The sequence below is a fragment of the uncultured Gimesia sp. genome (assembly GCF_963976445.1).
In the GTDB taxonomy this organism is placed as follows: Bacteria; Planctomycetota; Planctomycetia; order Planctomycetales; family Planctomycetaceae; genus Gimesia.
In genome coordinates this window covers 1-26,596 of sequence record NZ_CAXBKP010000018.1, presented here as the reverse complement: position 1 = coordinate 26,596, position 26,596 = coordinate 1, and the positions used below count along the sequence as shown (strand labels likewise).

Sequence of the window (26,596 nt, the reverse complement as noted above, 5' to 3'; positions counted from 1 at the left end):
CTTCTTTACCGAGGTGGAGCGTAGTAAGACAGATACCACTCCACAAATCGATCAATGCCCTCCTCAATCGAGGTGGACGGAGAAAAATTGATCGCCTGCTGAAGTCCAGAGATGTCAGCATAAGTTTCCAACACATCACCCGGTTGCATCGGAAAATTTTCTCGAATCGCCGGTTTGCCAATCCGTTGCTCAATCACATCGATCAGCCGAGAGACTCCAACAGGCTGGTGGTTGCCGATATTATAGAGTCGGTAAGGTGCTTCCGTCAGTTCATCAGGTGTTCCCGTCGACACTGCCTCACCCTGTGATGGGATGTCTTCCAACACGTTCAACACGCCGGTCACTATATCGTCGACATAAGTAAAATCACGTTTTAAATTTCCGTGATTGAATACTTTAATGGGTGTCCCTTCCAGAATCGCCTTAGTGAATAGAAAGACTGCCATATCAGGCCGCCCCCAGGGACCGTAAACGGTAAAAAAGCGGAGTCCTGTTGTTGGTAGTTCATAAAGATGGCTGTAACTGTGGGCGATTAATTCATCAGCGCGTTTCGTTGCAGCGTACAGACTGACCGGGTGATCCACACGATCACGTGTGGAATAGGGAGTTTTCCGATTGGCACCATAAACCGAACTGGAAGATGCGTAAACGACATGCGCCACCTGGTTCATTCTGCAGAGCTCTAATACATTGACAAACCCCAAGATATTACTTTGCACATACTCCAGCGGCTTGAGTAATGAATTTCGCACCCCCACTTCCGCAGCCAGATGAATCACTTTTTCAAATGCTGATTCCTGAAAGATACGAGACATCGATGCGGTATCAGTAATATCCGCCTCGATAAACTGAAATGCAGATGCATGCTGAATCTGATTGATGCGAGCTCGCTTTAACTCCACCTCATAATGAGTGTTGAGATTATCAACCCCCGTCACCTGATGTCCCAGAGACAACAACCTTGATGTGACATGAAACCCGATAAAACCAGCTGCACCTGTCACCAGAATCTGACTCATGATATTTCCTATTTCATAAGGTCCTGGTAATAAGTAACGGTCTTTGCCAGCCCCTCCTTCAAAGAGACTTTCGGCTCCCACTGCAATAGAGTCCGTGCCTTGGTGATATCAGGACAACGCTGCCTGGGATCATCCGTCGGTAGAGGCTGATACTCCAACTGTGAATCGGAATCGACTGCCTGCAGAACCGCTTCCGCCAGCTCCAGCATGCTGTTTTCAACAGGATTCCCCAGGTTGACGGGACCGGTTGTCTCGTCCTGGTCCATCATTTTCAGAAAGCCATCAATCAGATCGTCAACATAACAGAACGAACGAGTTTGCTCACCGTTACCGTAAATTGTCAGCGATTCTCCCCGCAAGGCCTGATTGATGAAATTGGAAATCACCCGGCCATCATTTGGATCCATCCGCGGACCATAGGTATTAAAGATCCGCACAATCCGAATCGGTACCTGATGTGCCTGATGATAATTCATACACAATGACTCGGCGATGCGTTTCCCTTCATCATAACAACTACGAGGTCCCAGGGGATTCACGTGGCCCCAGTATTCTTCCACCTGAGGATGGACTGCTGGATCACCATATACTTCGGAGGTTGAAGCATGCAGCACTTTGGCCCGACAACGCTTTGCCAGCCCCAGAACATTCACCATGCCAACCGTTGATGTCTTGATCGTCTTGATCGGGTTGTATTGATAGGCCACCGGCGAAGCAGGACAGGCCAGATTATAAATTTCGTTGACTTCCAGGTAGATGGGATGCACAATATCATGCCGCATTAATTCAAATCGGGGATGGCCCATCAAGTGCGCAATATTCTGCTTACTGCCTGTAAAGAAGTTATCCAGGCAGATTACGTTTTTGCCCAATTGAATCAGCCGGTCACAGAGATGACTTCCCAGAAACCCGGCTCCCCCGGTTACTAAAACAGAGTTCATCAGTGAATCTTGTCCTTTGCACATCTATAAATTCGGAGTCCATTGATAATAACACATTCGACATTCACTCAGATTTTCTTAGTTTACAGTAACGTCACACAAATAGCGAGAAAACAAATCTGACTGTTAATTCGATTGAGCTTGAAACAATGATCCACGCTGAAAAGCGAATACAGGGTTTTCAGTTCTCGATCCTGAAATACAAAAGACTAACTCAAAACGAGCACCTTACACCAGCGACCCTGAAATCCTGAACTCTCTTCATTCACTGATCGTGAGTCTCGAACTACAGCAATAAATGCATGCACACCAGCTGGGAAAGCAGACCGACTTTATGGTTGCGTCAACTGGATCAGGACCCGCAAATGATTTAAGAAGCATTTTTGGCAGCTTGATTATCCAACGCAATGTCATTGATAGCCTGATACAAAGACTTTTTGTCTTGTTCAATTTCGAATTTCGAGCGACTGAGCAACGCTTGATAGGCCTGATTGACCTTCTGAATCTCTGATTTCAGATTGATTTTCGTCTGGAACTCTTCTAAATTCGTTGCGTTTTGATGAAAGGACCGTGAGAGAATTACCCACTCGGAACCAAGTCGGGCGTGTTCGCTCAGCACCATGCTCCCTGAAACCAGACCTTGATCCATTGTTGAGATACCACCAATCCCAAAGGGTATGTTCGCGCCCTTACAAATCGATGCCATCTTCTCCACCATGCCATTCGACATCAGCTCGAATAGAAAGTTCAATTCCAAGTCGATATGTAAGTCGTTTAAGCCAATATGAATTTGAGACACACCAGGGACTTGAACAATCTGATCTAGTTGATTCATCGCCCCAACCGTCTCAACCAATGGGACAACCTGGGCACGGGAATCAACACGCTGGCAGAACCATTCGACTTCTTCCAGAGAGCGAAACATGGGGAGCATCAAACAATCGGCCCCTTGCTCTATGACCGATTCAATCTCTTCTATCGATTGGGAATTGATTGGATTCACCCGCACTAGCACTTCAGCACGAGTGACTGCCTGCTTAACTTTTTTGACATTCTCCCGTTTATGGTGGGAAATCACGGTATCCATCCCGGCCTGGCGTTCGGCCTTTCCCAGTATTTCCAGATCGACAAATATTTGATCGACACCACATTGCTCAACGTAGCCTGCAATTTCCGGGCAATCGGTAAGAAATAAATATTGCATTATAAAGATAGCTTCCTGTTGAAACATGACAGATGATTCTTCAGGATCATTAAAACGGCCCCAAAACAAAATAGCCCCAGCATTGCAGAATAAACAATCAGCAGAACGGGCTCCACAACCACCTTAATCATCATAGCTGAAAAGGAGATCCCGGATAATGTCAGCAGAATTAAAGCAGCGCAATGCTTAAGATCGACGCCTTCAATCACCGAAACCTTCAACATCATATGCAATGAAAAGGTCAAACCCAAAAAGTGAACCCAACTGGTAATGACGAACGCGAGCATAATCCCGGAGATTCCCATCGATGCTCTTAGTATCACAGAAAGCAACATCAGACATCCCAATGAAAGCAGACTGATCTTAAAGGGAACGATCGTTTCATGCCTTGAATAAAATACATTCATGGTAAGAATCGAAAGAATCAATGCCGGCATCGACATAATTCCAATCTGTAATAAACGGGCAGTATTCGCGGAATCCTGTGCTGAGAACATGCCGCGTTCAAACAACAGAGAAACAACTGGTTCCGCACAGCCATAAACGGCAACGGTACCCGGAATCGTAATCAATAAAATGAACCCGGCAGCCTGACTCGTCAATTTTGAGCCGTCAACGGTATTGCCTTCAGTAAAAATGCGGCTTAACCGGGGAAAAATCACCATCGACAAAATGGCTCCGAATAACCCACGGGGCAATTCTACCAGCTTTTGCGCATATTCAAACAGGCTGATCCCCCCTTCATACGCGGAAGCAAAGGACCGGGATACTACCGGAAATGCCACAACAAGCCCGATTGCCGTCAAGGCTTGCAGATACTTCAGCATCAACCCCCGATTTAAAGCAGCAAACCGGAAGACGGAATGAAATCCCCCTTGAAAAGCACCAATGGCAAAACAACTGATTACTTGCGTGATCAAGCGAAAGGAGACTGCCGCTACGACGGCCCAGGCGAGGATTGTAATATGATCCGGCGTCACCCACATAAATATGGCGCCGATCAGAATCACATTGAAAAACAAATTTCCATATGCGGGAAGCGTTGGTTTGTGATGCCCTTGTAAGGCGGCCGAGGTCACCGCAGTGACAGCACTGATTGGGAAGGCTAACAAAACAATCAATATCAAACTGCTGGCTTGACTGATCTCAGCAGGTGTAAATCCAGACGCCAGAATCTGAGTAAACCAGGAGGAACACAAAGCCAAAAGCAAAGCCAGAATACTGGAGAAAACAGCCACAACAAAAAAAGTTTGCACTATTAACTGATTGGCATGTTGCTCAGAATCATCCTGAGCCCGACGGTGCATTTCAGGTACCAGAACAGCCCCCATGGCACCACCGATCAACATCGCATTGAGAATATCTGGGACAGAAATGACCAGGATCGCCAAGTCATTCGAATGAGAAACCCCCAGGACCGTTGCCAGGCCGAGCACGCGGAATAAGCCCATCAACCGCCCCAATACTATTGCGACGGCTACAAACATTGCTGCCATTGATAGGGATCGCTTCGCCATCAGACCAAGAACCTTTCTGAAATCTCTAAAGGTCCTCTAAAGTATGCTTTCAACCTGACAATCCATTGCATTTTGATTTTTCGGTCTTCAATAACGTCTCCACTAAGGCAGTATAGCACTTGGCATTCGATTAAGACAGTATAGCACTCGGCATTCAATTTTTGAATCTTTCGACCGATCCAGTTTGCCATCTTCGCCATTCCTTCGTTGAAAGGAACATGACTTTTCCAGCCACTGAATCGATGGATCATCTTATTCGAATCCGCCTGAAGACGATTGAATTCGCTTTTCTCCAGGCGAACACGGACTTCAACACAGATCATGGTCACTTCACAACCTATTGCTTCCGTCATGCAGATGAAAGCCTTGGTTTTTCTTTTTCAAAATTTTGATCGTTCCATCGATATCTTCAGCATTCCAAAAGCGAAATATCGGGTGAATTAATGCCAGATACCCCCTCTCACTCAATTCATACACTGCCAAACAGTCGCTTGCAGTCAGAATGACATTGAAATAACTGAACGCATCCAAAGCAATAAAGGGTTCGACTAAACTGAACTCTAGCACTATACCGCCGAGAGAAATTCGATCGCTTCGTGATCAATATAGCCAAGCGCACGGTCTTATTTCTGACTCTTTAACGCATCCTCGCTCGACCTAGTTATCAGCGGCTTGCCAGCCAAATCCGGTCTATTTCCCCGAGAACATCCTTTGGCCCCCCGTGCAATGATCAATCCAATCGCACCGGCCATCCAAGCTCTCTTTTGGTTGGCACTTTATATCCTGAACCGATAATTCGGTTAGGAAAGAAAAAAGCAGTTTTAACACAATCGAATATATCTCAGATAACGATAAACGTAGATCATATTAAAACCTGTTTTTTGTGTAAAGATTGAATCAAATTAAACGCTGGAACTAGCCACTTCCACTTTTTTGCTCTACTTCAATCAACAGACATCAGGCTGCATCGCAAACCACCGGCGGCTCTTCATCATCGGAGGAAGATACAATTGGAACAGAATCCCCTCCCCGGCTTAATGCAGATGCCCCTCCAGCGAAGGTGAGTCCGACCAAGAAACCAAACAAGCTACCTTCAGTTGTATCTAACATGAGTGAATTGACCATGCAAACAACGAAATAAACAGCAAGGACCGCTTGCCCCAATGCACGATCAAGGCCCGTCATCAAGCGTGTCGAGCGCCAGGCACTCCAAAAGAAGGATAAAAACAGACCAACCCCAATAATCCCATTCTGAACTAGTAACATCATATATTCATTATGGGGATTCGAAGTAGATATTTGCTGATTCTGCTCTGCCAACTGCTTGTACTTCATACCAAAACTTCCAGTCCCCGAACCAAGTAGAGGATTTGACTTAGCCAAGTGCAAACTGTTTTCGTAAAATTCAATACGCAAATTTACACCGCTGCGCCGAATTTGAGCGATTTTATACTCTTTAATCTCGGTAAACACTTGATTAATACGCTTCTGAAATGTGGCCGATTGGCTGTAAGCAAGCCCCCCCACCACACCTAGACAAATGACTGCAGGAACGATGCTTTTAAACCCTAATTTCTGATACATCAACAGACAAGTCAGTATTCCTAAGGCAAGATATCCAGACCGTCCTGGTACCATTGCAATCACATTAATGGCCGCAATCAGAGCTAATACGAAATAAAACCAATGCTGCCGCGGTTTTTCCAAAAATTTCCAGGCTGAGAGATAAACAAGAAAGGCCATCAAAATATTTTGTGTGATTCGATTCTTAAAAACCGCATGATCCAGCAGTCGAGCGCTGCCTTGAATCTCAAAAACCCAGCAGGACAGTGAAGCGATGAGTGTCAGTAACATCGCCAGCCCAAACATTTGAACTCCCCGCTGCCTGGCTTTGGGATCCAGAAAGAACGATAGATAAACTGGAATCATTAGGAACTGACGATACTTGAACAGATTCCGCGCCCCGTGCTTGAGAGACTCGGGAGTATAGAGCAAGCTTACAGCAAGCACGGCAAAAAACAGCAGTGCAACTGTCGCAACCCGATAGCGTTTCAGTAACTCAAAGGTTACCCGGTACTGACCGCTCAGCAGCCAGCAGAGCAAAATGCCCCCGCTACAGACCGAAGTCAGGCTTGTGGAAAACGGAATTACAAAACCGGTCACAATCGCCAGCAAGACACCGAACCGGAAAGCCTGATCCTGAAAATGTGTTCGGCTGAAATGAGCAAACGGTTCTGCCTCAAACCGGCTTGAATAACTTTCAAAAATATGCATCAGTTCAGATCCAGTCAAACATGATGATCAATATACAACATCAGAAAGATGAAAGGTGAAAGGGAATCATTCGAATGAAATCAGCCTAATTCTGCTCATGCGAATGAATAACAGGAATCTCGATTTTATTCGAGAGGACTTTTCAGCAAACGACCACCGACACTCTGGTTTCCCAAAGAACCACTCCCATAAACAAACACTTACATTTAATGGACTCAAACAAACCGGAACATTTACCCACTACAAAAAACCGTACGCAGAAGAATTTCAAAAAAACAGCCGGGCTTAATTGGTATCTTCACAGGTAATGACCTTCTGAACCGTTTTATAAAGAATCCCCAGATCATATTTCAGGCTGCATTTCTCAACATATTCAACGTCGTATTCGAGGATGGTACTCTGCGCCAGCGAACTGCGGCCGGAGACCTGAGACAGCCCTGAAACGCCAGGCAGCACTGAAGCACGCTTGCGACGCGTCTCAGCAGACGCCTCTGCCAGTTCAAAACCGACATAAGGACGAGGACCAATCAAGCTCATTTCGCCGCGAAATATATTGATCAACTGAGGCAACTCATCCAGACTTGTTTTTCGGAGTAATTTTCCAATCCCGGTTACGCGCGAATCATTGGTCTTTGTGAATCGCGAACCGGTTTCGGAACCAGTCTTCATGGAGCGGAATTTCAGAATCTGAAATAGTTTTCCCTCCAAACCAATTCGCTGCTGTCGGAAAAAAACCGGACCAGTCGAGGTGAGCTTGATTAATAGTGCAATTCCCAGGAACAGCGGTGTCAAAACAATCAGCCCCAGACCACTTACGACAAGATCAATGGGCCGTTTCAGGACGTATCCGGGGCGGCTTCTCAGACCGGTAGCCGACTGTGGTTCTGCCAGCAAACGTGTATTAAAATGTGGTCCGCCCTGCTTTGACTGAGCTGAGCTTTGGCTCTGTTCTAACCGAGTCGATTCATCCATGACCTGCTTTTAACCTTCTCTGAATTCAGTAATGCCTGCTGCTCAGGCTGCCTTCCGCTCTGGGTTGATCACATCAACCGAACTTTGAATTCCCAGCTCCGCATATGTGGGAGGCTGCTGAAAACAATCATCAATGAAAGTCCGCTGCCATAACTCAAAAGCCAGCAAGGCACGGATCGTTCGCGTGTGATTGACACATCCCGCGACATGCTCATCAATCAGTTGACTTATCCGCTCGGGACGGAAGATACCACGATCCATGGAGCGCGGAGACAGGAGCACTTCCTTGACAAACGGTGTCAACTCCTTTTTGAACCACTCGCCGATCGGCACTGTAAACATCTGTTTTTTTCGATAAATTATGGAACGGGGTAAAATCGATTCGCATGCCTTTTTCAAAATCGACTTGGTCTCTCCGGCATTGAGTTTCAAGGCACCCGGGATCCGAAACGCGAGATCAACCATCCGGTAATCCAGGAACGGTGCGCGTGCTTCCAATGAAACTGCCATTGCCATTCGATCCGGTTTAACGAGATTGTTCCCCGGTAATAAAAGTCGAGTATCTAACGCCAATGCCTGGTTGATCGGATCCAGATGACGGAACTCAACCTGATGCAATTTTGCAAAACGACTCGCATCGGCAGTGGCCAGCCGACGCTGTGATTCAGCAGAATAGAGTGTCCACTTTTCCTCGGGTTGCAGCAGACTGATGGCGCTGATGTAGTCGTTCTCGATCTGATCTCTTGAGAAAGTTAGATCCCGGTTGGTAAAGAAATTGCGATGCACATCGTATCCCGCAAACAGTTCATCTCCGCCATCTCCGGTCAGAACCACTTTCACCGAACGACGTGCGAGACGACTCACGCGATAGGTCGGCATGAACGAAACATCGCCATGAGGCTGGTCATTATGAAAGACCGTCAACGGCCACGTTGATGTCAAATTGGGACTTAAAACCTCGCAGGTATGCTGGCTGCCACAGAGTTCTGCCACTTCCTGAGCATATCGTGACTCATCAAACCGCGGATCATCAAAACCGATACAAAAAGTCTGCACTGGATGAGGTAGTTCCCGCGACATCAGAGAAACGACCGAGGAACTGTCGATCCCGCCCGACAGAAACGCGCCGAGTGGAACATCGGCTCGAAGCCTGATCTGCACTGCGGCTTTGAGCGTCTCTCTAATTTCTTCACACCAGGATTCATCGGAGCGAGATTCCACCGGACTCTCTGCAAGATTCCACCACTGCTGTTGTTCCACTCCCTGCGGACTGATTTTCAGCATGTGGCCTGGCATCAGATGATTGATGTTCTGATACAAGGTGATGGGAGGTGGAACGAAATTATAAGTCAGGTAAGCATCAAAGCCTTCCCAATTCATCTCTGCTTTGACACCCATCGCAAATAGAGACTTGATTTCCGAAGCAAACATCATTCGAGCGCCATCATCATAAACATAAAGCGGCTTCTGCCCGATGCGATCTCGATATAATAGCAACGACTGCTTTCGACGATCAATTATGGCAACCGCGAACATACCGTTCAGCTGCTTTACAAAACCTTCTCCGTCTCGCTCGTAGAGACGTAAGATGACTTCGGTATCACAACTCGTTTTACAGTTCAGTCCTTTGGCCAGCTCTTTGAAATTATAGATCTCTCCATTTTGTACGACGATAATCTGACCGTCATCGGAGAACATCGGCTGATGCCCGCCAGCCAGATCCAGAATCGAAAGGCGTTGATTTCCAACCAAAATACCATCGGTTTCAAAATATCCTCGATCATCCGGGCCACGATGATGCATACTTTTGCAGGCCTGTTCTGCCAGCGCTGTCCCCCAGGGACGCCGCTGGCGATCATAGCCCCCAATGATTCCACACATTTCGATTCCTTCCGTTTCCCTACTGGGAATACTCCTGCAGGCGTTCCCTGCCTGATTAATTCAACAAAAGTTGTATCAGGCGGCCCGTCTTACTTTCTCAAGTGTTTCCATCACCGAATCCGGTAACAGATTCTGCAGATAGATTTTAAAATGTCTTCTGCGGACCAGCTTTCTGGTAATTGATTTACCATGCTTGACCATTGTCTGGTTCGGTGCCAATTCCACATCACGCTCCTTGACGGTCAACCAGCTAGGGTACTGACAGTGAATCATGTCTTCTGTTTTTCCGGTCACCATCAGTTCTCCGCCGGTCTGCCGGATAAATTCATTAACAGACTGCATCACGAGGGGCCACTTTTCATGATAATCGTCTCCGGCCATAACGCCACCGACTTTCAGTTTCTGATACCATTGAAACATGGTCTCGCCCCCTTCTTCACCAGAATGGGCGTATCCATCCACGTAGATGAAGTCGAACGTATGGTCATCAAACAGATCCAGCGCTTCTGTGAAGGTCATTCGGAGCAGTTTATATGGCGCGAACAGGCCAACCCGTTTTAAGGCTCCTTTATACTCTTCTGTATCATGCGTGTCAGCGTACATGTCGACACCAAAAAAAGTTGAAAATCGGTCTGACTCAATCATCCGTTCGGAAAAGATCCCCTGGGCCACTCCCAGTTCGATGCCGATATTTTCGTTCCCTTCCAGAAGCCGGACTACATCCTGACGATGGAAATCATCCAGTAATTTAACGTTTTGCATTCTATGACTCCATCAGTTAAGTAAGAATTGAACCGGCCACATCAGAATTGATCCGAGGTAAGCGATCAGTGCCATTCCAGAATCTTCTATCATGCTGATAAACTGAAACAAACCTGCTGAGACCTCTCTCCCAGGTGTCAGCAGAGATTTTGTACTTTTTTCATAATCGGTAAACTAAAATATTTCGGGTTTTCGGGAAAGACCAGATTTATAGCGTAAATCAGCTGGAATGTACCTCTTTCAGAAGTTGTCCCGTCAATCTGGTTGCTCTTGACCTAATTTGGTGAATCCTTATCTAATACCTGCCTGTTTATTTACCCACAGACCTTAATTTCGTCTTGATTTAAAACGACCGAACTCCATGCCCCATCCGACAACCGCCCCACCATCCAGGACCGCAAGCCATATACTGGCTACCTGTTACGGCGGAGGGCATGTCCAGATGCTAATTCCAGTGCTTGAAGAACTTCGATCACAAGGCTGTCGAATTTCAGTTCTGGGGCTGACGACGGCTGAAGAACCTCTTAAAGCAGCCGGCTTCGAGCCAATCGGGTTTCGTCACCTGATGACGCGAGAAGATGATCGTGCCCAACGGCATGGCATCCGACTTGCTACTGAAATGAAGGCCGACGGTCAGTCTGTTCCACTGGCAGAAACCATCGCTTACCTCGGACTCTCTTACGCTGATCTTGAGGACCGGGTGGGCGTGTCAGCAGCAGAACAGCACTATCGGGAACAGGGGCGACGCGTTTTTTTACCACTGAATCCCCTGCGACGCGCATTTGATCAATTTCAGCCTGATGTGCTTTTGACGACCAACTCCCCCCGGGCAGAACAAGCGTCGGTCATCGTTGCCCGTGAACGAAATATTCCTTCCATTAGCCTGGTCAGTCTGTTCGGCCTGCAAATTGCAGATATTTTGGCTGATCAGGTCTGCATCCCGTTTAAGGCCACCATTCCACAGCTGACCGCGCGGGGCGTTTCCCCTGAAAACCTAGTCATCACCGGTCACCCCAGCTTCGACTGTGCTGACGATGTACTGCATCAGGAGTCAGCAGGACTCGCGTGGCGCACCAGACACAAAATTGAAGACCATTGCCTAGTAGCTCTGTATGCGATGCAACCCGGCATGGACGCGCAGAGTCAGTTGATTGAAGCAAGTCTGGAACAGGCTGCGATCCTCAACCCAAATCTGCGGATCGCCGTTCGCAAGCATCCGAACCACACGGAAGCCGATGCCCGGCGCGTCATCAAGCGGTTCGGAAATTCAGCTCTCAATGCCTCGCTAGAGACGCTTGCTACAGTTTTGCATGCCTGCGATCTGCTGGTCACACATCATTCAACCGTTGCCATCAAAGCAGCACTCATCGGAAGAAAGGTCGCCTTTTTTAACCTGGATGATGACATCAGCGCCTACGGTTTGCCTTTACACTCCTACGACTGGGCCACATTTTCCACGACCATCGAAGCCGGATCCCGCGCAATGGCGACAGTAAAACGGGAATCCGTAGAATGCCAACAGGTCCGCGGCGCGCAGATTCGTCAGGAATGGAACTGCGACGGTCAATCGCATCGGCGGATAGCAGAAACAGTCCTGCGGGTGCTTAAATCCCAGACCGCATCCCGGGCTGCATAATCATTCGGAAAACGGAATTTTTTGCAACGATTTCAGCACATCGGTCACGCGGTAGACAATTTTTGAAAACATCTCCGCCCCCTTCTCGGCGGTTGCCAGATCGGGTCGACCGGTGGCTCCCTGAGAAGTCCGCTGGAACATGTCGTTACACAAGTAGACGCCATCCACCATATCCAGTTGGTAATCATCAGAATTTTCGATATGTGACTTCCGCACCAGCTCTGGTCGCAGATGCATCACCAACGAAGTCTCCGCTTCACAAGCATGACCGACGGTTTTGCACTCCCCTTCCATTAAAGCCGTGATCTCTGCTTCTGCAATCGACCAGTAGGACGCCGCCATTAACTGACAGTTTCGATAATGAACCTGCAAACGTCGCAAGGAAATCTGCATCGGGCCGATATTTCCCCCATGCCCATTTAAAATCAGAACACGACGAAAACCGTCATCCAGCAACGATTCGCAAATCTCGCACAACAACGTTTCATAGTTTTCTACACGAGAAGTCAACGTGGCCCCCCAGCGAAGATGATGCTGACTGGCCCCCAGCCAGAGCGTTGGCAGCAACAAGACCGATTCCTTGAGTCTTTGCTCGACCTGTTCTGCGACCGCCGTACAGATAATTTCATCGGTCGCCGTCGGCAGATGAGGGCCATGCTGCTCCACCGCAGCAATCGGCAAGACAACGAGTGTTTCGTCCCGCGATACATTCTTCAGTTCAATCGCAGTCATTTCAGCATATTTCATGGGAGTCTCACTCTCTTAATTCTGTACTATTTTTATGACGGCCCTGAATCACATTCCAATAGGTCAGCGGCGTTTCCCCCGCCCCCTGTGGATCAGCAGCCGTCAATAAACTGACAACCACACCAATCAACATCGTCAATCCGAATCCGATTGGCCAGAACCAGACGGAAAACCAGTCAGAGGCAACATACATTAACGAAATTGTGATAACGGCGCCGGAGAGAGTCCCCACCAGAACCCCCACGGTAGTTGAATTTTTAAAGAACAGAGCCAGAATAAACACGGCCAGCAAAGGGCCACCAAAACCGGCGGTCACTTTTTTCCCGATTGCAAACACGTCACCCATCTCACCCACATTACAGGCCAGCACAATGGAAAGCACGCCGATCAAAACCACCAGCGCCCGGTCTTGCAGAATCTCCATTTTATTACTGTCCGGCTTTAAATGGAGAAAATGCCGATCCCGAAAATCAACCATCAGTGCAGTCGTCACAGAGTGGATTCCTGAATCGATACTGGACATCACCGCCGCCATTAACGCAACCAGAAATAACCCCACCACTCCCGGCGGAAAATGCAATCGCACGTATTGCGGCAATGCCTGGTCTTGAAGTTTCAACGCCTTAACGTCTTCGGCCACATACTCTGGATTCGATTGATAAAACTCGGGAACCGTCACTCCACTCTCCGCCCCGGCTGCGTTCGCTCTCCAGTCAGGCAGTTCTCCATTTAGTTCCGTCGCCAATACCGACACCATCTGTTCCGGAAATTGATGATAGTGAGAATAAAGCCCCACCCCAATGGCCAACAAACCAGGCACAACAGTCCACATCCCGATTACATTAATCATGAATCCGATCTGCGATGTCCGCTCGGAGCGAGCGGCAATATAGCGCTGCACGGCAACCTGATCGGCACCAAAGGCAGAGAGCGCTTCCAGAAACAGCCCGATCAGCACCGCCCAACTGCCGTATTCCAGCGTCAGAGAGGGAGTAAAATCCACCAGTAGATTACTACGCCCTTCAAAATAAGTGGAAATGACTCCCGACACTCCGGAATCGGTTTGGGCCAGAATTAAACCCAGCGTCAGTAATATTGTCAGACTGAAGATAAAAAACTGGATCACGTCGGTCCACATTACGGCACGCAGACCACCAAGCATCGTGTAAAAGATGGAAACAATTCCCAGAACAACAATCACCGAGACCTGAGAAACCTGCATCACATTGGCCAGTACAATCGACGCTGCATACGTGGCAGAAGCCATCCAGCCAATCCGTAAGAAAATAAATAAACCACTGGCTAATGACCGAACTGAAACATGATAGCGACGTTCCAGATATTCATACGCAGTCTGGCAATTCAACCGCGCATAAACGGGAATGAACACCCACAGCACCAGTGGCGCCATTAAAGAGACGGCGATCAAAAAGAGTCCGATTCGCAGGCTGCTTCCGTACGCAATCGAAGGATACATTACAAAACTGTTCGCGGAAAACAGAGTGGCCATCACACTCAACCCCACCGGCAACCAGCCCATGGAATTGCCGGCAGCAAAAAATTCCTTCCGCGATTGATTTCGACCGAAATAAATGCCCAGCCCAATTGAGAACAGCAGATAGGCCAGAATGACACCATAATCTAACAAATGCATCTTGCAGTCAGTTCTAAAATGATTGGAAAAAGATCAGTTCAATTCGTTGCCGGATGAAAAAGAACGTTCTCTGATTTAATGAGTCGCACTTTCATTTTGGGAATTCCCCCTCAGTACCCCATGACAGTTCCTTCAATTGTTCAAAGATTCACAACACTTCAGGGAATGATGAATCACGAACTCTCTTCATAATATCAAAACCCAGACATATAAAAAGGAAACCTAAGAAATCTCCGCGCTTTTTCTCCCCAAACTTTGATATACTTTGAGTAAGAGATCGGGTAAGAAGAATGGACCTGAAAAATAATTCTAAAATGATATAGAACAGCGTAAAACCAAAGGATCTGAGATGACAACGGCAGTCTGCTTTCAATGTGGCCACTTAAAATTCGGTTCATTCCTCGCCTGCGAAGAATGCCAGGCTAAGCCTCGTACCGATGATGAATTGATGCTCTCCCTGGCGATGAGCGATCATTACTTTGATCAGGAGACAATGGAATCGATGGGGCAATACATCAAAGAACAAGGCCAGCCCCCTCAACTCGATCCCGAACAGGAAAAAGTATTTCGCAGAAAATTTGAAGAAGTAAAAGCATCCGGCGTACTGGATCAATTATTTCAAAATGAAAATGATTCTTGATTCATTATAATCTCGAGAGAAGCAGAACACTTTGGTTCAGAACACAATGGATAGAAATCATGTGCTCTCCCCCCAATACAACCAAAAGCAAAGTCTCTGTTTATGCCAGTGGCGAACAGACAATGATGGACGCCTCGCAGTCCCGCCGCCATCTGCTGTTTCTCCCTTTGCTGAAATTATTTGTGAAATGGGGAATTACTGCCAATCATCTCACCGGCCTGTCTCTGCTCTGTGGGATCGGCTTTTGCTTTACTTATGGCTTGAACTGGGATCAGGCAAAACTACTGGCGTTCAGCCTGCTGCTATTTCATGTTTTACTTGATGGAATTGATGGCCCCCTGGCTCGCTTTCAGGGAATTGCCGGCAGCCGCGGTTCCTTTACCGATACTGCCTCAGATCAGCTGGTCGTAGCCTTCACCACAATTACGCTGATTCATTATGGCAATGTGACAATTATCGCAGGCAGCCTGTATCTGTTTTTCTATACCCTCATCGTCGTATTCGCCATGATTCGCAGTTCTCTGGCGATCCCCTACAGTTGGCTTGTGCGCCCGAGATTCATCGTTTACGCCTGGCTGCCCGTCGAAACGTATTTCCTTCCAGGTACACTGAACTACCTGCTCTGGATCTTTATTCTGCTCTTGGGATGGAAGTCCCTGACCGGTTTCTACAAAATCCGAAGAAAACTGTGACGGGGTTAACATGACACAATTTCAAAATCCTCTCAGACTGAGTTCTGATAGAATTCAATGAATCAACAACCATGACGCGCTCCCAATGGTCTATTATTGTTCTCTTTTTGTCAGTCACGCTCGTGACGGCCGGTCTGTATTTACGCACTGATCAAAACGAAATAACGACCAATTCTACCCCGATCTCAAAAAAACAGCCGGATGAAAAATTGACTCTGGTTCACACCATCCCACCTGCCCCCTCAACGGCAGGATATGTGGGGAGCCTGGCCTGCAGAGAATGCCATCCTAAGATTTGCTCGACCTACCAATCTCACCCGATGTCGTTTTCCGCGCAGCCAGTCCCCGGCGACTTAACGTTTGAAGATTACGAACACAAAACCAGTTTCCAGTCTCCCCTGACGCACCAATATGAAGTCGAGAAAAAAGACGGGAAAGTCTATCACCATGAAAAACGAATGACGCCACAAAATGAACTGATCTATGACAAAGTTGAGCCGATCGACTTTGCCATCGGTTCAGGAAAGCGGGGCCGGTCTTATGTTATGAACCACGCAGGCCTCTTGTTCATGTCCCCCCTTTCCTGGTACACCGGCAAGCAACGCTGGGATCTCTCTCCGGGTTATCAGCCAGGACATCACAAGCAATTTGAACGACGGCTGATTGACGGATGCATCCAGTGCCATATTGGTTCGGTCTCCAAGACCGAGGGGGTGAAAGATCAGTTTGATCCAACGCCGTTCAAAGAAACAGCCATCGGCTGTGAGCGTTGCCATGGTCCCGGCGAACCGCATATCCAATGGCATTTAGCCAGTAGTAAAAAACAGGGCTCGGACCCGATTGTGAATCCCGTCGACTTATCCCCTGCTGCCCGAGACGCGGTCTGTTATCAATGCCATCTGACAGGTGAAGGACGCATTCTCCGCTATGGTCGCGGTGAGTTTGATTTTCGTCCCGGAAATCTGATTGAAGATTTATGGATTGTGTTTCAGGAAGGAGATCGCATCACGGCTACAGGTGACACCCAGGCCGTCAGTCAGGTCGAACAGATGCATCAGAGTCAATGTTACCAAAAGAGCGCAAGTCAGATGGGCTGCATCTCGTGCCACGACCCGCATCAATTCCCCACTGAGACAGAACGCGTCGCATATTTTGAAAAACGCTGCCTCAAATGCCACGGCGAAAGTACGAACCAGTGTTCGCGCCCCGAAGATACTCCAACACAGTTAAAAGCATCTTGCATCTCATGCCACATGCCCAAACGTGCTGCATTTTCTGTCCCGCATACTTCTCTCACGGATCATCGTATTCTCCGAAACAAAAATGAGCGGCCTCAAAAGCCTGCACAAACAGAACGATTTACCGTCTTCCGTAAACCGCAGGATGCGAATTCCGCTTATGATCTCCAGCGTGCACGTGGATTCTTTTACATCTCGCTGGCCGAAACCAAAAACGACTTACAATATGCGCAGCAGGCGCTGCAACTCCTGCTGCCTTTGTTAGGGGAAGACAGTGCAGATGAAGCACTCATCACGCAGGTAGGCCTGGCCTATAACCTGATTGGCGAGAGAGCAAAGGCGAAAGCGACATTGGAACGAGCCCTGAAATTGAACCCGAACTCAGAAGCCGCGTTACAGAAACTGACGGCGATTTGTCATGACACGGGGGATTACCAGGCAGGAATTCAATACGCAAAACGCTTTATCGAAATCAATCCCTGGCGGAGTCAGATTTATGGACGCCTGGTGCATATGTCTGGTTTAACAAACCAGTTCGATCAGGGTATCGAATACGCGAACCGCGGGCTCAAGATTAATCCTGCTGTCTGGCAATTACATGGCTGGCTGGCCCAGGTTTACGAGCAACAGGGCAAGACAGAACTCAGTCAACAGCATCAACAAAAACTACAACAGTTTCAGCCCCCACGTTGAATCGGATTATGTCGGTTCGATTATTTTTAAAGTTTGGTCAACGGGAATCTGTTCCAGGGTCTGTGTCTGACCGCTGGGCCAGATGATTTTTACCTGACAGTCTGTTTCAACCTGACCAAGACCAAAAAAGAGTGCAAACTGACTGCTGGAACAGTAACTGCTGCCTCCCACAACTTCCTGATAAAATAACTCGCCGTTCTGCCTGACCTCTACTTTGGTACCAATCGCCGTCCGATTACTGGTCGTTCCGCTCAACATCACTTTTAACCAGTGATTGCCATGTGATTCATTCTGCAGCAGTGACGCCGGGTCGTTCTGATTTACAACAAACAGATCCTGATCACCATCATTATCATAATCGCCGGCAGCGATTCCACGACCAATAAACTTTTGTCGGAAATAAGGGCCTGCCTGTGCGCTGCAGTTCACCCACTGCCCTCCCTGATAAGAAAATAAAAGCGGTGTCATTTTCCAATCGTAGCCCTGGTCCTCCATTTGATCGATATGCCCGTTTGTGATAAACAGATTCATGTGACGGTCATGATTAAAATCTCCCATGATCGTTCCAAACGCGAGAAACGAAATGGTCGGACGGTGCAAGCCTGTCGTTTTTGTGGCATCGTGAAACCCGGCTTCCCCCAGATTTGCGTAGAGAGTATTGGAATCATCGGTAAAATGAGTCACATAGAGATCAAGAAACCCATTTCGGTCATAGTCACCATGAGCGATCCCCATGCTGGCCTGATTAGAACCAGCACCGCTCATCGCGCAACCTTTTTCGATTGCTGCATTTCGAAAAGTCTGACCTTCATGATTCAGAAACAGAAAATTAGGCGTGACATCATTGGCCACATAAATATCGGGAAACTGATCGCGATCCAGATCAGAAATCAAGACTCCTAACGATTTCCCGTCTGAGCCACGCAACCCCAGCTCATCCCCGGCCACCTTAAACTGGCCGTTCCCCAGACTGAAATAAACTTCATTCAACTCAGCTTCCATTTCATTCGGATGACAGATCCGCTTGATGCCCTTTTTGTCAGTACAAAATTTGGGATTACGTACATCAAATTTGACATAATTACAGACGTATAAGTCAAGATTTCCATCCCGATTCAAATCTCCCCAGGCAGCACTGGAACTCCAAAGCAAAGGATTTGTTGTCCCCGAGACTTCCGAGACATCTTCAAAGGTGCCATCTCCCATATTCTGGTAGAGTGCATTTTTGCCTACATTGGTTACATAAATGTCATCAAAACCATCGTTATTGAAATCTGCGATGGTGACTCCCTGGCCATAACCCGAATTTGCGACGCCAGTATCTGCTGTGAGTTTTTTGAAGGAACCATGGCCCAGATTACGAAATAACTGGTTCTGTCCCTGGTCCGCTGAATTGGAAACGGGATCTCCTCCCTGAACACAATAAACATCAATCAGGGAATCACGATCATAATCAAGCCAGCCAGCGCCTCCTCCAATCGCTTCCACCATGAGCTGTTCGCCTTTGGCTCCATTATCATAGATAAATTCAACCCCCGCCTGCACGTGCACCTCACGGAATTGAGGTACTTCGAAACGAGGCTGGTCTATTTTTTTTTCACCAGCAACATCCGAGGCAAGTCCCAGAGAAAATTTAGATTTACTCTGGGGGAATTTCACAATTTCTTCAGTCGGTTCTAGCTTGTCTCGAGACGAATTACCATCTCTCTGATCACAGGCGACGAGAAGAGGAATCAAAAGAAATGTGAAAAGAAATCGCCCCGTTTGATCTACGGTTGGGCACATTATCACTTTTCGGGCTCTATGAAAGGAGACGATTCCGTTGAGTCAGATTTGTATTCAACGGAAAAAAATCCTCCCCACCAGATCTGGTGAGGAGGTTGTGAATACTACAGACAAAAGAAGTGTCCGGTGATTAGAACTCACCTAAGGTTTCACCACCGGATTTGGTGACTAATGCTTTATTAATCCCGAGATCCAGGTTTTCGCTGACAAATCGGACTGATCCATCTGTCATCAAGCCGTGCGCACCACCAACATGCGTACTGCTCCAGTTGGTGCAACGGGTATCGTCTGCACCATTACCTGCTGCGACTTGTTCAGGGTCAGCATTGATAGCCGATGTATGCGTATCAATGGCTCCCAAAGGACTGATCCAGGCACCGGATTTATTACTTTCCGATGGAAATTTCTTACTGAAATTCCAATGATGATTTTCATAAACCGCGATCGTATTCGAGGCACCGTCTACAATATCACGCAGACGAGTCGCACCACGCCACCAGAAAAGTCCACCAAATCGGCTGAGATCATTGTGGGTAATATCAATGCCGGGATCGATCCATGGGGCACCATTCTGGCCTGTATCACCACAGTCTTTCCAACCCGTCCACATAAAGCCCATACTGCCAACATAATCAGTTCTGGCTGCCTGGAGATCCCGTGAATTTCCGTTATTCCCTCCGAAGTCATAATGCATCGCTGAGCCGGTTAGTTTGGCTTGTGGATTACTGGGGCAAAGTAGAACTGAGATCGGGGTCGTTCTGGCCGAGTTATTGGAAACACTGTCCATTCCCGGATAAGAAGAGGTAGATCCTCCAGTATTAGTGATGTCACTAAAATTCATTTGATTGTATAACGGAGCCTGATCCAAATAGGGCAGTGACATCGAAATCCAGGAAACAGAACAGCCGACCTGCCCCGGGCTTCTAGAAGCATCATAGTTCAGTGGAAAGGTACCATGTGTTTCATGGTAGTTATGTATCGCCAGACCGATCTGCTTCATATTATTCTTGCAGGTAGAACGACGTGCCGCTTCACGTGCCTGTTGGACGGCGGGTAAAAGTAACGCAATCAAAATAGCAATAATGGCAATCACCACCAATAATTCGATCAGGGTGAATGCGCGCTGTCGCATTCGATAGGATAAGAAAAGTTTTCGCATAAAATGGCGCTCCTGAAAAAGAAAAAAAGAAAAAGTGTGACAAAACATCACGATTATTTTTATGAGAAAATATTTTTATTTAAATAAGCAAAATAGAAAGGTGATTTAATCGTCTAAGAACAATGGCTCCTGTTTCAGAATTCAATATCCACTACATTTTCGCCTGCCTTCACTTGAGCACTCTTAGGAGTCGTTGTTTTTGAACTGTAAGACTTTGGAAATGGCAATTTTGACTTACTTGGATCACCACCACCGGAATAACCGGCTTCACTGGCGGTGACAGACAACACAACTTTGTATGTACCAGCCTGGGCTCCCAACCCCCCCTTAGGGTTACTCAATTCGTAGCTGCCATCTTCACCAGAAACCCCCACAGCAGGAATGCCATCTTCAGCCGGTACAAACGAAACACGGATGTCTTTAATCCCTTGACCATCTTTTTTGATGGTTCCCTTTACGGGATAGAGAGTCGGCGCGTCATCCACGCCCCCACCACAACCGGAAATCACGAAACAGAGACACAGCAGAAAACACTTCGAGATGTGCTGAGAAAGAAAGATATGATTCATAATGCGACCCTTAATCAATTTAGATAAGACAACAAATTCAAATCACTGGTGTTCGATCCCACCTCAATAAACAAGACGTTTCCCAAATAACACATAAACGACAACACATATAAATTACTACAAACATGTTTATATTGCGATGTTAAATCAATGTTTTTACAGCGAAATCAAGTCACGAGATCTTTTGAGATGTAATACGCGTTCAAGTCAACAAGATAGACTTTAGAGAAAAAATAGATGTGTGCACTAACCACGGGCAGTATCAAAACTATTAAATCACCATTAATAACTAAGATAAATCACCCATCAGATACATGCAATCCACCAATTCTACAAACGGCATTTACAAATTGTCAACTATTTTCCGAGCCGAATGATGATTTGAGTGATATTTGGTGAATTTTTGATGAAGTACTTAGGAAGTGCTACGTAGGGGGCAGCCAACGAAAGGAACAAGGCCTTAGATCTTGGCCTGATATCGAAAGGCCTCTGCGACAAACGAAGATTTTTTCGACCTTTTGTTCGGTTTTTAATGCAGAGGGAGCCGAGTTACTGATCTATTCGGTTCTGAATCGCCTCATGGGTTTTCAGATCGCCACATTCACGGGCATAGACGGCGATTTCTTCTAACAGCGCGGCAGAAATTTGACTGGGGTTTTCCAGTTCCATCAGTTGCCTGGAAAAAACTTTGCCCTTTGCTCCGAGTTGCGCCAGTCCCTGCGCTTCGGCAGTCTTCCCTGTCCTTCTCATAATTTCACTCAGACCGACTCGTGATCTCCAGTCGTAGGGATTCAACAGAATTGCCTGACGATAAGATTCTTCTGCAAGCTCAAGCTGATTTTTTAAAACAAGAAACTGACCACGAAATCGCCAAAATCGATTATCTTTTTCTGCATCTACGGATAGTTTCTCCAACAATTCCGCAACCTGATCCCTATCCCCTTGTTCCAGGTTCTTTTCCAGATAAAAAGCCAGTACATCCTTATTGTGAGGGTACTTTTTCAAACAATTTGTAATCAAGGATTGATCCCCTCCTGTGATCACTCGAGAATCTTTCATCTGCATTGATCGATGACTTCCGCTCCGCGCAATATAGAGTGCCATCGCCACTTCCAAAGCCTCGTTCTCTGGATGATTATCTAACCAGCTATGGATGAGAGGTGCGCCATTACTGAAATTAAGCGAATCTGAGAGCAGCAGATAAACATAAGCCTCAGGGGGTTCACACTCTAATTTGATCGCTTGTCTGATTTGTTCTACCATCTCCAGCCGGCGCAACATCATGGCATAAATATAAATCAGACGCTGCCGCGCCCGCCCCACTCTCGGATCAATTTTCAAGAGACGCTGACAGGTTTCGATCGCCTGAATGGGATCATTCAGTTCAGAAAGCAGCAAATCCGTTCGTAAAGCGAGTGATTTTAAAACGCGTGGGTCAGTATCACTAATCTGTCTCAACGCGTCTGCTGTTTCCGCAAATTTATTCTGTTGACGGTAGGCTTCAGACAAATCCAGCCAGGCATCAGAATTTTTGGGATCTCGTTCTGTCCATTTTTTAGCAGCCTGTTCAGCAGCATTCCAGTTCTCTTCCTGCAGCAACTGGCTCACACTCTTCTCGAGCTGATGGATCTGTTGCTGATTCCACCAGGCAGAAAGTGGAAAAAATATGATCGCCATAAATACAAAGACCAAGCCCAGCTTCAGTATCCTGTCTGGAGTCTTTGTTTCTTTGGGGGGCATATCAGCAACCTGTATCTGCTCGAGGAGAAAGGAATTTCAGCGCCTGCAAACAGGCACCGATCACTCCTATCCTAACGCTTCATCCAGGCTGGGGAAAGCTTTTTTGCGATGAGAGTGAATCGCAGAGACGCGATCCATTCGACACAACTTTGTTTTAAACAGTGTGAATCAGGATGTCTTCAACTCAAGATTAATCGTATTCTTGCCCGCTTTCACATCTTTTTCCAGTTCGGTTTTCTGGTTATACCGGTCAGGTACCAGCTCTTTCTGGCCAGGGTCTTCGATTTTTCCATTATCGCCTTTCACCGGTTCCACAAACCTCGAAACCCGAACTTTATGGCGGCCGATTTTTGCTCCTTTCGAATCGCGCAGATACTCTAAGATATAATTTCCCTGATCATCGGTGATTCCAGTAGAATTTCGTCCCCCTTCAACAGGCTGAAAAAACACGTTTGCATTTGGCAAGGGTTTACCGTCTAGAGTTACCTGCCCTGAGGCTTTACCCAAATCAGGCTGATCTTCCGCCACGGAACCACAGCCTGAAAGAAGCAGCATACCTAGCAGACAAAAGCCACCAAACAGTTTTTCTCAAAGTAAGGTGCAGCATAAGTTGCAGTCAATTTTTTCATGGAGCACTCATTATTTGAATATTTGAAAAAAAGAGCGCGCCAACAGAAGTCGGCTCACTTTGAAAATTTAAATCAAATCAGGATCAATATTCCCCCAGCACATCACCATCATTGATACTAATCAGTCTTTCGAACGTACTATCGACTCCGGACGTCGAGTTATTGAGATCGATATTCTCGCTCAGAAACTGGACACGTCCATCAGCAAACAGAAAGTGCGCTCCCCCGGTATGCATGCTGCTGAATCCGCGTACGCAGTTAGTACAGGTATCATTGATCCCATAACGGCCAGCCCCTCCGACATACACAATGCCGTTATCATTACTGGCTTCAGAATCATCTCGTTTCGATTTACGGGAGTGAATCATTTCATTTTTGAAATAATCATAAGTGATAATTATAAAACCCCTTATAAACCATGATTAGAGTGCGATAGAAGAAATGCGACACTATACCTACCAATCAACTCCATGATTATTCTGCAATCCTGTATACGTAAAGAAACCCCTCACTCAAAGAGTAAGGGGTTTTAAACTATCCGGCAAGAATCTATTTTCGCACTCGTAGGTACGATCATCGGCACTGAGAAAGTGACCGCGCAAAAAACACCTTACCCAACGGGGTTAATGCATACCGGAATCAGTAGAAGCCTTTTGAAATTTATTTGCTGGATAAGTCAAACTGGAAGTCGTTTTCCGCTCCGGATTTGACCTCAGCCGTCAACGTAGTCATTTCATTGTATTTTTTGGGGACCAGATCCATCCCGGGCTCTTCGGGATTCTTTTCTTTTGAGACTTTGACAGTATAAGAGCCAAGGACTGCACCTGCTGTATCCTGATTATACATCAATTCAAATTTTCCATTTGCATCAGTCAACGCAAAAGCACTTCCCCCCTCTTTCGGGAGAAAAACTACGCTGGCCCCTGGCAAAGGGCTGCCATTCAAATTAATGGTGCCAGTGACTTCTGCCAGTTCCGGAAGAGACTCTCCTCCACCAAAACAACCGGATATTCCCAGTAATGCCACCAGGCACCATACTGGTTTTCTAGAAGAACGCGTGTTCGCGATCATAGCCTGCTTTTCTTTCTATCATTATTGGCTGCCTGAATTCTTATTCCGGCAACAATCGAGACTTTCTACGGCCTACAGTGAACGTAGTCTGTTATTTGAAACATCCCGTTGTAACAGCCATCAACTGTTACAGCGAGAAAATATCTTATTGGCCGATTTCTTTTTTAGAATTCAGGAAGGACCTCGCCCCCCTGCACCGAAATCAGCGACTGGACGACGGCTGTCATATCTGCATTTTCACTCAGAAAACGGACGGCACCATCCCCCAGCAGAACATGAATACCGCCGACATGAAAACTCCCCGCTCCCCAACCATACACACGCTGACTTTTTGTGGCGTCGCGCGGTCGGTTGATTCCCTGACCAGTCGGACGTATGAAATGCGTATGAGTAAACGTATCCCAGAAAGGACCAAAACCAACATAGGTGTCAGTCCCATTGGTCGTTTTCAACAATGGAGTCTCAATCAACATCACGGTATTACTGGATCCATCCGTAATGGAAGATATTTTCGCAGAACCGTTCAAGCCGAGTACTCCTTTTTTGGAATATGTGTCTCCCTGAAAAGAAGCCCCTTTGTCGGAATCGTACTGATTTGCAGCGACACCATAACTTGTCCGGTGAGCACCGTTTGAGTAATACGTGCCACCGGTATCGGTACCGATTGGTGTCCCACTGTCAGAAGGACAGAGAAAAATGGGAAGATTGGAGTTCAGCAGATTAAACTGATTCGATGCCGTGGGAGGAGCAGTATGCCCACAGCTGGAATGTTTTGCTGACCCACTGGGAGTCGACCAGTTGTAGAGGTTGTAGAGTGGCCCCTGATCTAGAAAAGGGAGCAACATCTGGTAACAGGTATGATTCATGATGTTGTCGGGAGTAAAAATTGAAGCGCATTTTGCACTGCCTGGATTGATGGCTGCGGGAGGAAACACCCGATGGGTATCATGATAATTGTGAAACGCCAGTCCCAGTTGCTTCAAATTATTTTTGCACGTACTGCGACGGGCTGCTTCACGTGCCTGTTGAACGGCGGGAAGCAGCAGAGCAATTAAAATTGCGATGATCGCGATGACGACAAGTAACTCAATCAGAGTAAAACCACGTTTTTGAGATAAAGATCTGGTCACAAAAAACTCCTGTAGAAATAAATGGGAAGAAATGACTACTGCAATCTGATCAATAGAAATTCAGTATCAATTTGAACTGTTTGAACTGTAAACTCAATTGAGACTGAGGGTTCCGATATAAGCGGGAGTAGAGATCGCGTCAGCAATATTGCCGATAGACAAATTGAATCAGGGCGAAATGGAACCACTGGATGAGAGATGAAGAAAGAAAATGTAAGCGCCTTTTCTTTCTTAAGTTTATTTTGTTATACCTTATCACAAGCGCCTGCTAGATTCAAATAAGCTACCCATTTTATCCGTGATATTTTATACTTCGGATAGAAGATACGTGCCTGGTGCTGAATTCGATTCTATATCAGTATCAAAATACGACTCGCTAAAAAGGCTGGGCATTAGAATGACGCGGAGCCCCTACAGAATCGCGACAACGTCGATCATATTAGCCACTTGAAAATGTATTTCAGCAACAGAACGAAGTCTGATAACAAAAGTCATTGGTAGATTCTGCTGATCTGGACGACGATCTGGACAACAGAGATGAAATACAAAGGTGTGGGGACGGTAGACGCCGAATACACGGTGATATTGATAGTGTCCGGTTCTTGTCCCTGCGTGTCACGCCAGACGTGTCGTTGCCTGCAGC

At 47.0% G+C, this 26,596-nt stretch carries 23 protein-coding genes; 4 read left to right on the top strand and 19 right to left on the bottom strand.

Translation table 11 applies throughout. The annotated features are described in order from the left end of the window. Positions 1–5: 5 nt before the first annotated feature. The 9 genes from AAC022_RS18455 to AAC022_RS18415 all read right to left on the bottom strand — a co-directional run bounded on the left by AAC022_RS18455 (position 6) and on the right by AAC022_RS18415 (position 10,570). Entirely contained in the window at positions 6–1,019 is a 1,014-nt protein-coding gene (locus AAC022_RS18455; protein ID WP_339733425.1) for an NAD-dependent epimerase/dehydratase family protein, read from the bottom strand. Between the two features lie 8 nt (positions 1,020–1,027). Continuing rightward, positions 1,028–1,960: a UDP-glucuronic acid decarboxylase family protein gene (locus AAC022_RS18450; RefSeq protein ID WP_339733423.1), complete on the bottom strand. Its 933-nt coding sequence runs from the start codon at positions 1,958–1,960 to the stop codon at positions 1,028–1,030. A gap of 370 nt (positions 1,961–2,330) precedes the next feature. Continuing rightward, on the bottom strand, positions 2,331–3,164 hold the full coding sequence (locus AAC022_RS18445; protein ID WP_339733422.1) for an aldolase/citrate lyase family protein: 834 nt from the start codon (positions 3,162–3,164) through the stop codon (positions 2,331–2,333). After that, positions 3,164–4,681, bottom strand: coding sequence for a lipid II flippase MurJ (locus tag AAC022_RS18440; protein ID WP_339733420.1), 1,518 nt, complete (start codon positions 4,679–4,681; stop codon positions 3,164–3,166). Before AAC022_RS18440 ends, AAC022_RS18445 begins: the two co-directional genes overlap by 1 nt. Further along, a complete protein-coding gene (locus tag AAC022_RS18435) occupies positions 4,681–5,034 on the bottom strand; it encodes a hypothetical protein (RefSeq protein ID WP_339733418.1) in 354 nt (117 codons plus the stop codon). The genes AAC022_RS18440 and AAC022_RS18435 overlap by 1 nt, the downstream gene beginning before the upstream one ends. 604 nt (positions 5,035–5,638) lie before the next feature. Next, positions 5,639–6,784, bottom strand: a complete 1,146-nt coding sequence (locus tag AAC022_RS18430) for an O-antigen ligase family protein (RefSeq protein WP_339733417.1) — start codon at positions 6,782–6,784, stop codon at positions 5,639–5,641. A gap of 456 nt (positions 6,785–7,240) precedes the next feature. Further along, positions 7,241–7,927: a sugar transferase gene (locus AAC022_RS18425; protein WP_339733415.1), complete on the bottom strand. Its 687-nt coding sequence runs from the start codon at positions 7,925–7,927 to the stop codon at positions 7,241–7,243. A gap of 42 nt (positions 7,928–7,969) precedes the next feature. Further along, positions 7,970–9,808: an asparagine synthase (glutamine-hydrolyzing) gene (gene asnB, locus AAC022_RS18420; RefSeq protein ID WP_339733413.1), complete on the bottom strand. Its 1,839-nt coding sequence runs from the start codon at positions 9,806–9,808 to the stop codon at positions 7,970–7,972. Positions 9,809–9,883: 75 nt separating this feature from the next. Next, complete coding sequence (locus tag AAC022_RS18415) at positions 9,884–10,570, bottom strand: class I SAM-dependent methyltransferase (protein WP_339733411.1); 687 nt, start codon at positions 10,568–10,570, stop codon at positions 9,884–9,886. 442 nt (positions 10,571–11,012) lie between these two features. Between AAC022_RS18415 and AAC022_RS18410 the strand changes: the two genes are divergently transcribed. After that, entirely contained in the window at positions 11,013–12,206 is a 1,194-nt protein-coding gene (locus AAC022_RS18410) for a hypothetical protein (protein WP_339733409.1), read from the top strand. Here the strand turns inward: AAC022_RS18410 and AAC022_RS18405 are convergent, their stop codons facing one another. Both AAC022_RS18405 and AAC022_RS18400 read right to left on the bottom strand, forming a co-directional pair. Further along, entirely contained in the window at positions 12,207–12,953 is a 747-nt protein-coding gene (locus tag AAC022_RS18405) for a creatininase family protein (protein ID WP_339733408.1), read from the bottom strand. 7 nt (positions 12,954–12,960) lie between these two features. Further along, a complete protein-coding gene (locus tag AAC022_RS18400) occupies positions 12,961–14,607 on the bottom strand; it encodes a hypothetical protein (RefSeq protein ID WP_339733407.1) in 1,647 nt (548 codons plus the stop codon). A gap of 349 nt (positions 14,608–14,956) precedes the next feature. Between AAC022_RS18400 and AAC022_RS18395 the strand changes: the two genes are divergently transcribed. The 3 genes from AAC022_RS18395 to AAC022_RS18385 all read left to right on the top strand — a co-directional run bounded on the left by AAC022_RS18395 (position 14,957) and on the right by AAC022_RS18385 (position 17,870). Beyond that, complete coding sequence (locus AAC022_RS18395) at positions 14,957–15,247, top strand: hypothetical protein (protein ID WP_339733405.1); 291 nt, start codon at positions 14,957–14,959, stop codon at positions 15,245–15,247. A 59-nt stretch (positions 15,248–15,306) separates the two neighbouring features. Next, complete coding sequence (locus tag AAC022_RS18390) at positions 15,307–15,939, top strand: CDP-alcohol phosphatidyltransferase family protein (protein WP_339733403.1); 633 nt, start codon at positions 15,307–15,309, stop codon at positions 15,937–15,939. A gap of 71 nt (positions 15,940–16,010) precedes the next feature. Then, complete coding sequence (locus AAC022_RS18385; RefSeq protein ID WP_339733401.1) at positions 16,011–17,870, top strand: multiheme c-type cytochrome; 1,860 nt, start codon at positions 16,011–16,013, stop codon at positions 17,868–17,870. A gap of 6 nt (positions 17,871–17,876) precedes the next feature. Here the strand turns inward: AAC022_RS18385 and AAC022_RS18380 are convergent, their stop codons facing one another. From AAC022_RS18380 to AAC022_RS18345, 8 genes are all read right to left on the bottom strand, one after another. Continuing rightward, the gene (locus AAC022_RS18380) at positions 17,877–19,529 is read right to left on the bottom strand and encodes a CRTAC1 family protein (RefSeq protein ID WP_339733399.1); all 1,653 of its coding nucleotides are present in this window, start codon (positions 19,527–19,529) and stop codon (positions 17,877–17,879) included. A gap of 256 nt (positions 19,530–19,785) precedes the next feature. Beyond that, positions 19,786–20,814: a DUF1559 domain-containing protein gene (locus tag AAC022_RS18375; RefSeq protein ID WP_339733397.1), complete on the bottom strand. Its 1,029-nt coding sequence runs from the start codon at positions 20,812–20,814 to the stop codon at positions 19,786–19,788. 134 nt (positions 20,815–20,948) lie between these two features. Then, entirely contained in the window at positions 20,949–21,383 is a 435-nt protein-coding gene (locus AAC022_RS18370) for a hypothetical protein (RefSeq protein WP_339733395.1), read from the bottom strand. 549 nt (positions 21,384–21,932) lie between these two features. Beyond that, entirely contained in the window at positions 21,933–23,123 is a 1,191-nt protein-coding gene (locus AAC022_RS18365; protein WP_339733393.1) for a tetratricopeptide repeat protein, read from the bottom strand. A 168-nt stretch (positions 23,124–23,291) separates the two neighbouring features. Continuing rightward, positions 23,292–23,651, bottom strand: a complete 360-nt coding sequence (locus AAC022_RS18360) for a carboxypeptidase-like regulatory domain-containing protein (protein ID WP_339733391.1) — start codon at positions 23,649–23,651, stop codon at positions 23,292–23,294. Positions 23,652–23,835: 184 nt separating this feature from the next. Then, positions 23,836–24,120 (bottom strand): DUF1559 domain-containing protein, encoded by a 285-nt coding sequence (locus AAC022_RS18355; RefSeq protein WP_339733389.1) that lies wholly within the window; start codon positions 24,118–24,120, stop codon positions 23,836–23,838. 292 nt (positions 24,121–24,412) lie between these two features. Then, positions 24,413–24,823 carry a carboxypeptidase-like regulatory domain-containing protein gene (locus AAC022_RS18350; protein WP_339733387.1) on the bottom strand — a complete coding sequence of 137 codons (411 nt, stop codon included), beginning with the start codon at positions 24,821–24,823 and terminating at the stop codon, positions 24,413–24,415. 164 nt (positions 24,824–24,987) lie between these two features. After that, positions 24,988–25,953: a DUF1559 domain-containing protein gene (locus AAC022_RS18345; RefSeq protein ID WP_339733385.1), complete on the bottom strand. Its 966-nt coding sequence runs from the start codon at positions 25,951–25,953 to the stop codon at positions 24,988–24,990. Positions 25,954–26,596: the final 643 nt, after the last annotated feature.

Coding starts and splice junctions, on each gene's coding strand:
- AAC022_RS18425 (WP_339733415.1), bottom strand. CDS start 7,927: ATGGATGAATCGACTCGGTTAGAACAGAGCCAAAGCTCAGCTCAGTCA.
- AAC022_RS18370 (WP_339733395.1), bottom strand. CDS start 21,383: ATGAATCATATCTTTCTTTCTCAGCACATCTCGAAGTGTTTTCTGCTG.
- AAC022_RS18415 (WP_339733411.1), bottom strand. CDS start 10,570: ATGCAAAACGTTAAATTACTGGATGATTTCCATCGTCAGGATGTAGTC.
- AAC022_RS18365 (WP_339733393.1), bottom strand. CDS start 23,123: ATGCCCCCCAAAGAAACAAAGACTCCAGACAGGATACTGAAGCTGGGC.
- AAC022_RS18450 (WP_339733423.1), bottom strand. CDS start 1,960: ATGAACTCTGTTTTAGTAACCGGGGGAGCCGGGTTTCTGGGAAGTCAT.
- AAC022_RS18385 (WP_339733401.1), top strand. CDS start 16,011: ATGACGCGCTCCCAATGGTCTATTATTGTTCTCTTTTTGTCAGTCACG.
- AAC022_RS18390 (WP_339733403.1), top strand. CDS start 15,307: ATGTGCTCTCCCCCCAATACAACCAAAAGCAAAGTCTCTGTTTATGCC.
- AAC022_RS18435 (WP_339733418.1), bottom strand. CDS start 5,034: ATGACGGAAGCAATAGGTTGTGAAGTGACCATGATCTGTGTTGAAGTC.
- AAC022_RS18355 (WP_339733389.1), bottom strand. CDS start 24,120: ATGATTCACTCCCGTAAATCGAAACGAGATGATTCTGAAGCCAGTAAT.
- AAC022_RS18455 (WP_339733425.1), bottom strand. CDS start 1,019: ATGAGTCAGATTCTGGTGACAGGTGCAGCTGGTTTTATCGGGTTTCAT.
- AAC022_RS18395 (WP_339733405.1), top strand. CDS start 14,957: ATGACAACGGCAGTCTGCTTTCAATGTGGCCACTTAAAATTCGGTTCA.
- AAC022_RS18440 (WP_339733420.1), bottom strand. CDS start 4,681: ATGGCGAAGCGATCCCTATCAATGGCAGCAATGTTTGTAGCCGTCGCA.
- asnB (WP_339733413.1), bottom strand. CDS start 9,808: ATGTGTGGAATCATTGGGGGCTATGATCGCCAGCGGCGTCCCTGGGGG.
- AAC022_RS18445 (WP_339733422.1), bottom strand. CDS start 3,164: ATGCAATATTTATTTCTTACCGATTGCCCGGAAATTGCAGGCTACGTT.
- AAC022_RS18400 (WP_339733407.1), bottom strand. CDS start 14,607: ATGCATTTGTTAGATTATGGTGTCATTCTGGCCTATCTGCTGTTCTCA.
- AAC022_RS18350 (WP_339733387.1), bottom strand. CDS start 24,823: ATGATCGCGAACACGCGTTCTTCTAGAAAACCAGTATGGTGCCTGGTG.
- AAC022_RS18405 (WP_339733408.1), bottom strand. CDS start 12,953: ATGAAATATGCTGAAATGACTGCGATTGAACTGAAGAATGTATCGCGG.
- AAC022_RS18410 (WP_339733409.1), top strand. CDS start 11,013: ATGCTAATTCCAGTGCTTGAAGAACTTCGATCACAAGGCTGTCGAATT.
- AAC022_RS18375 (WP_339733397.1), bottom strand. CDS start 20,814: ATGCGAAAACTTTTCTTATCCTATCGAATGCGACAGCGCGCATTCACC.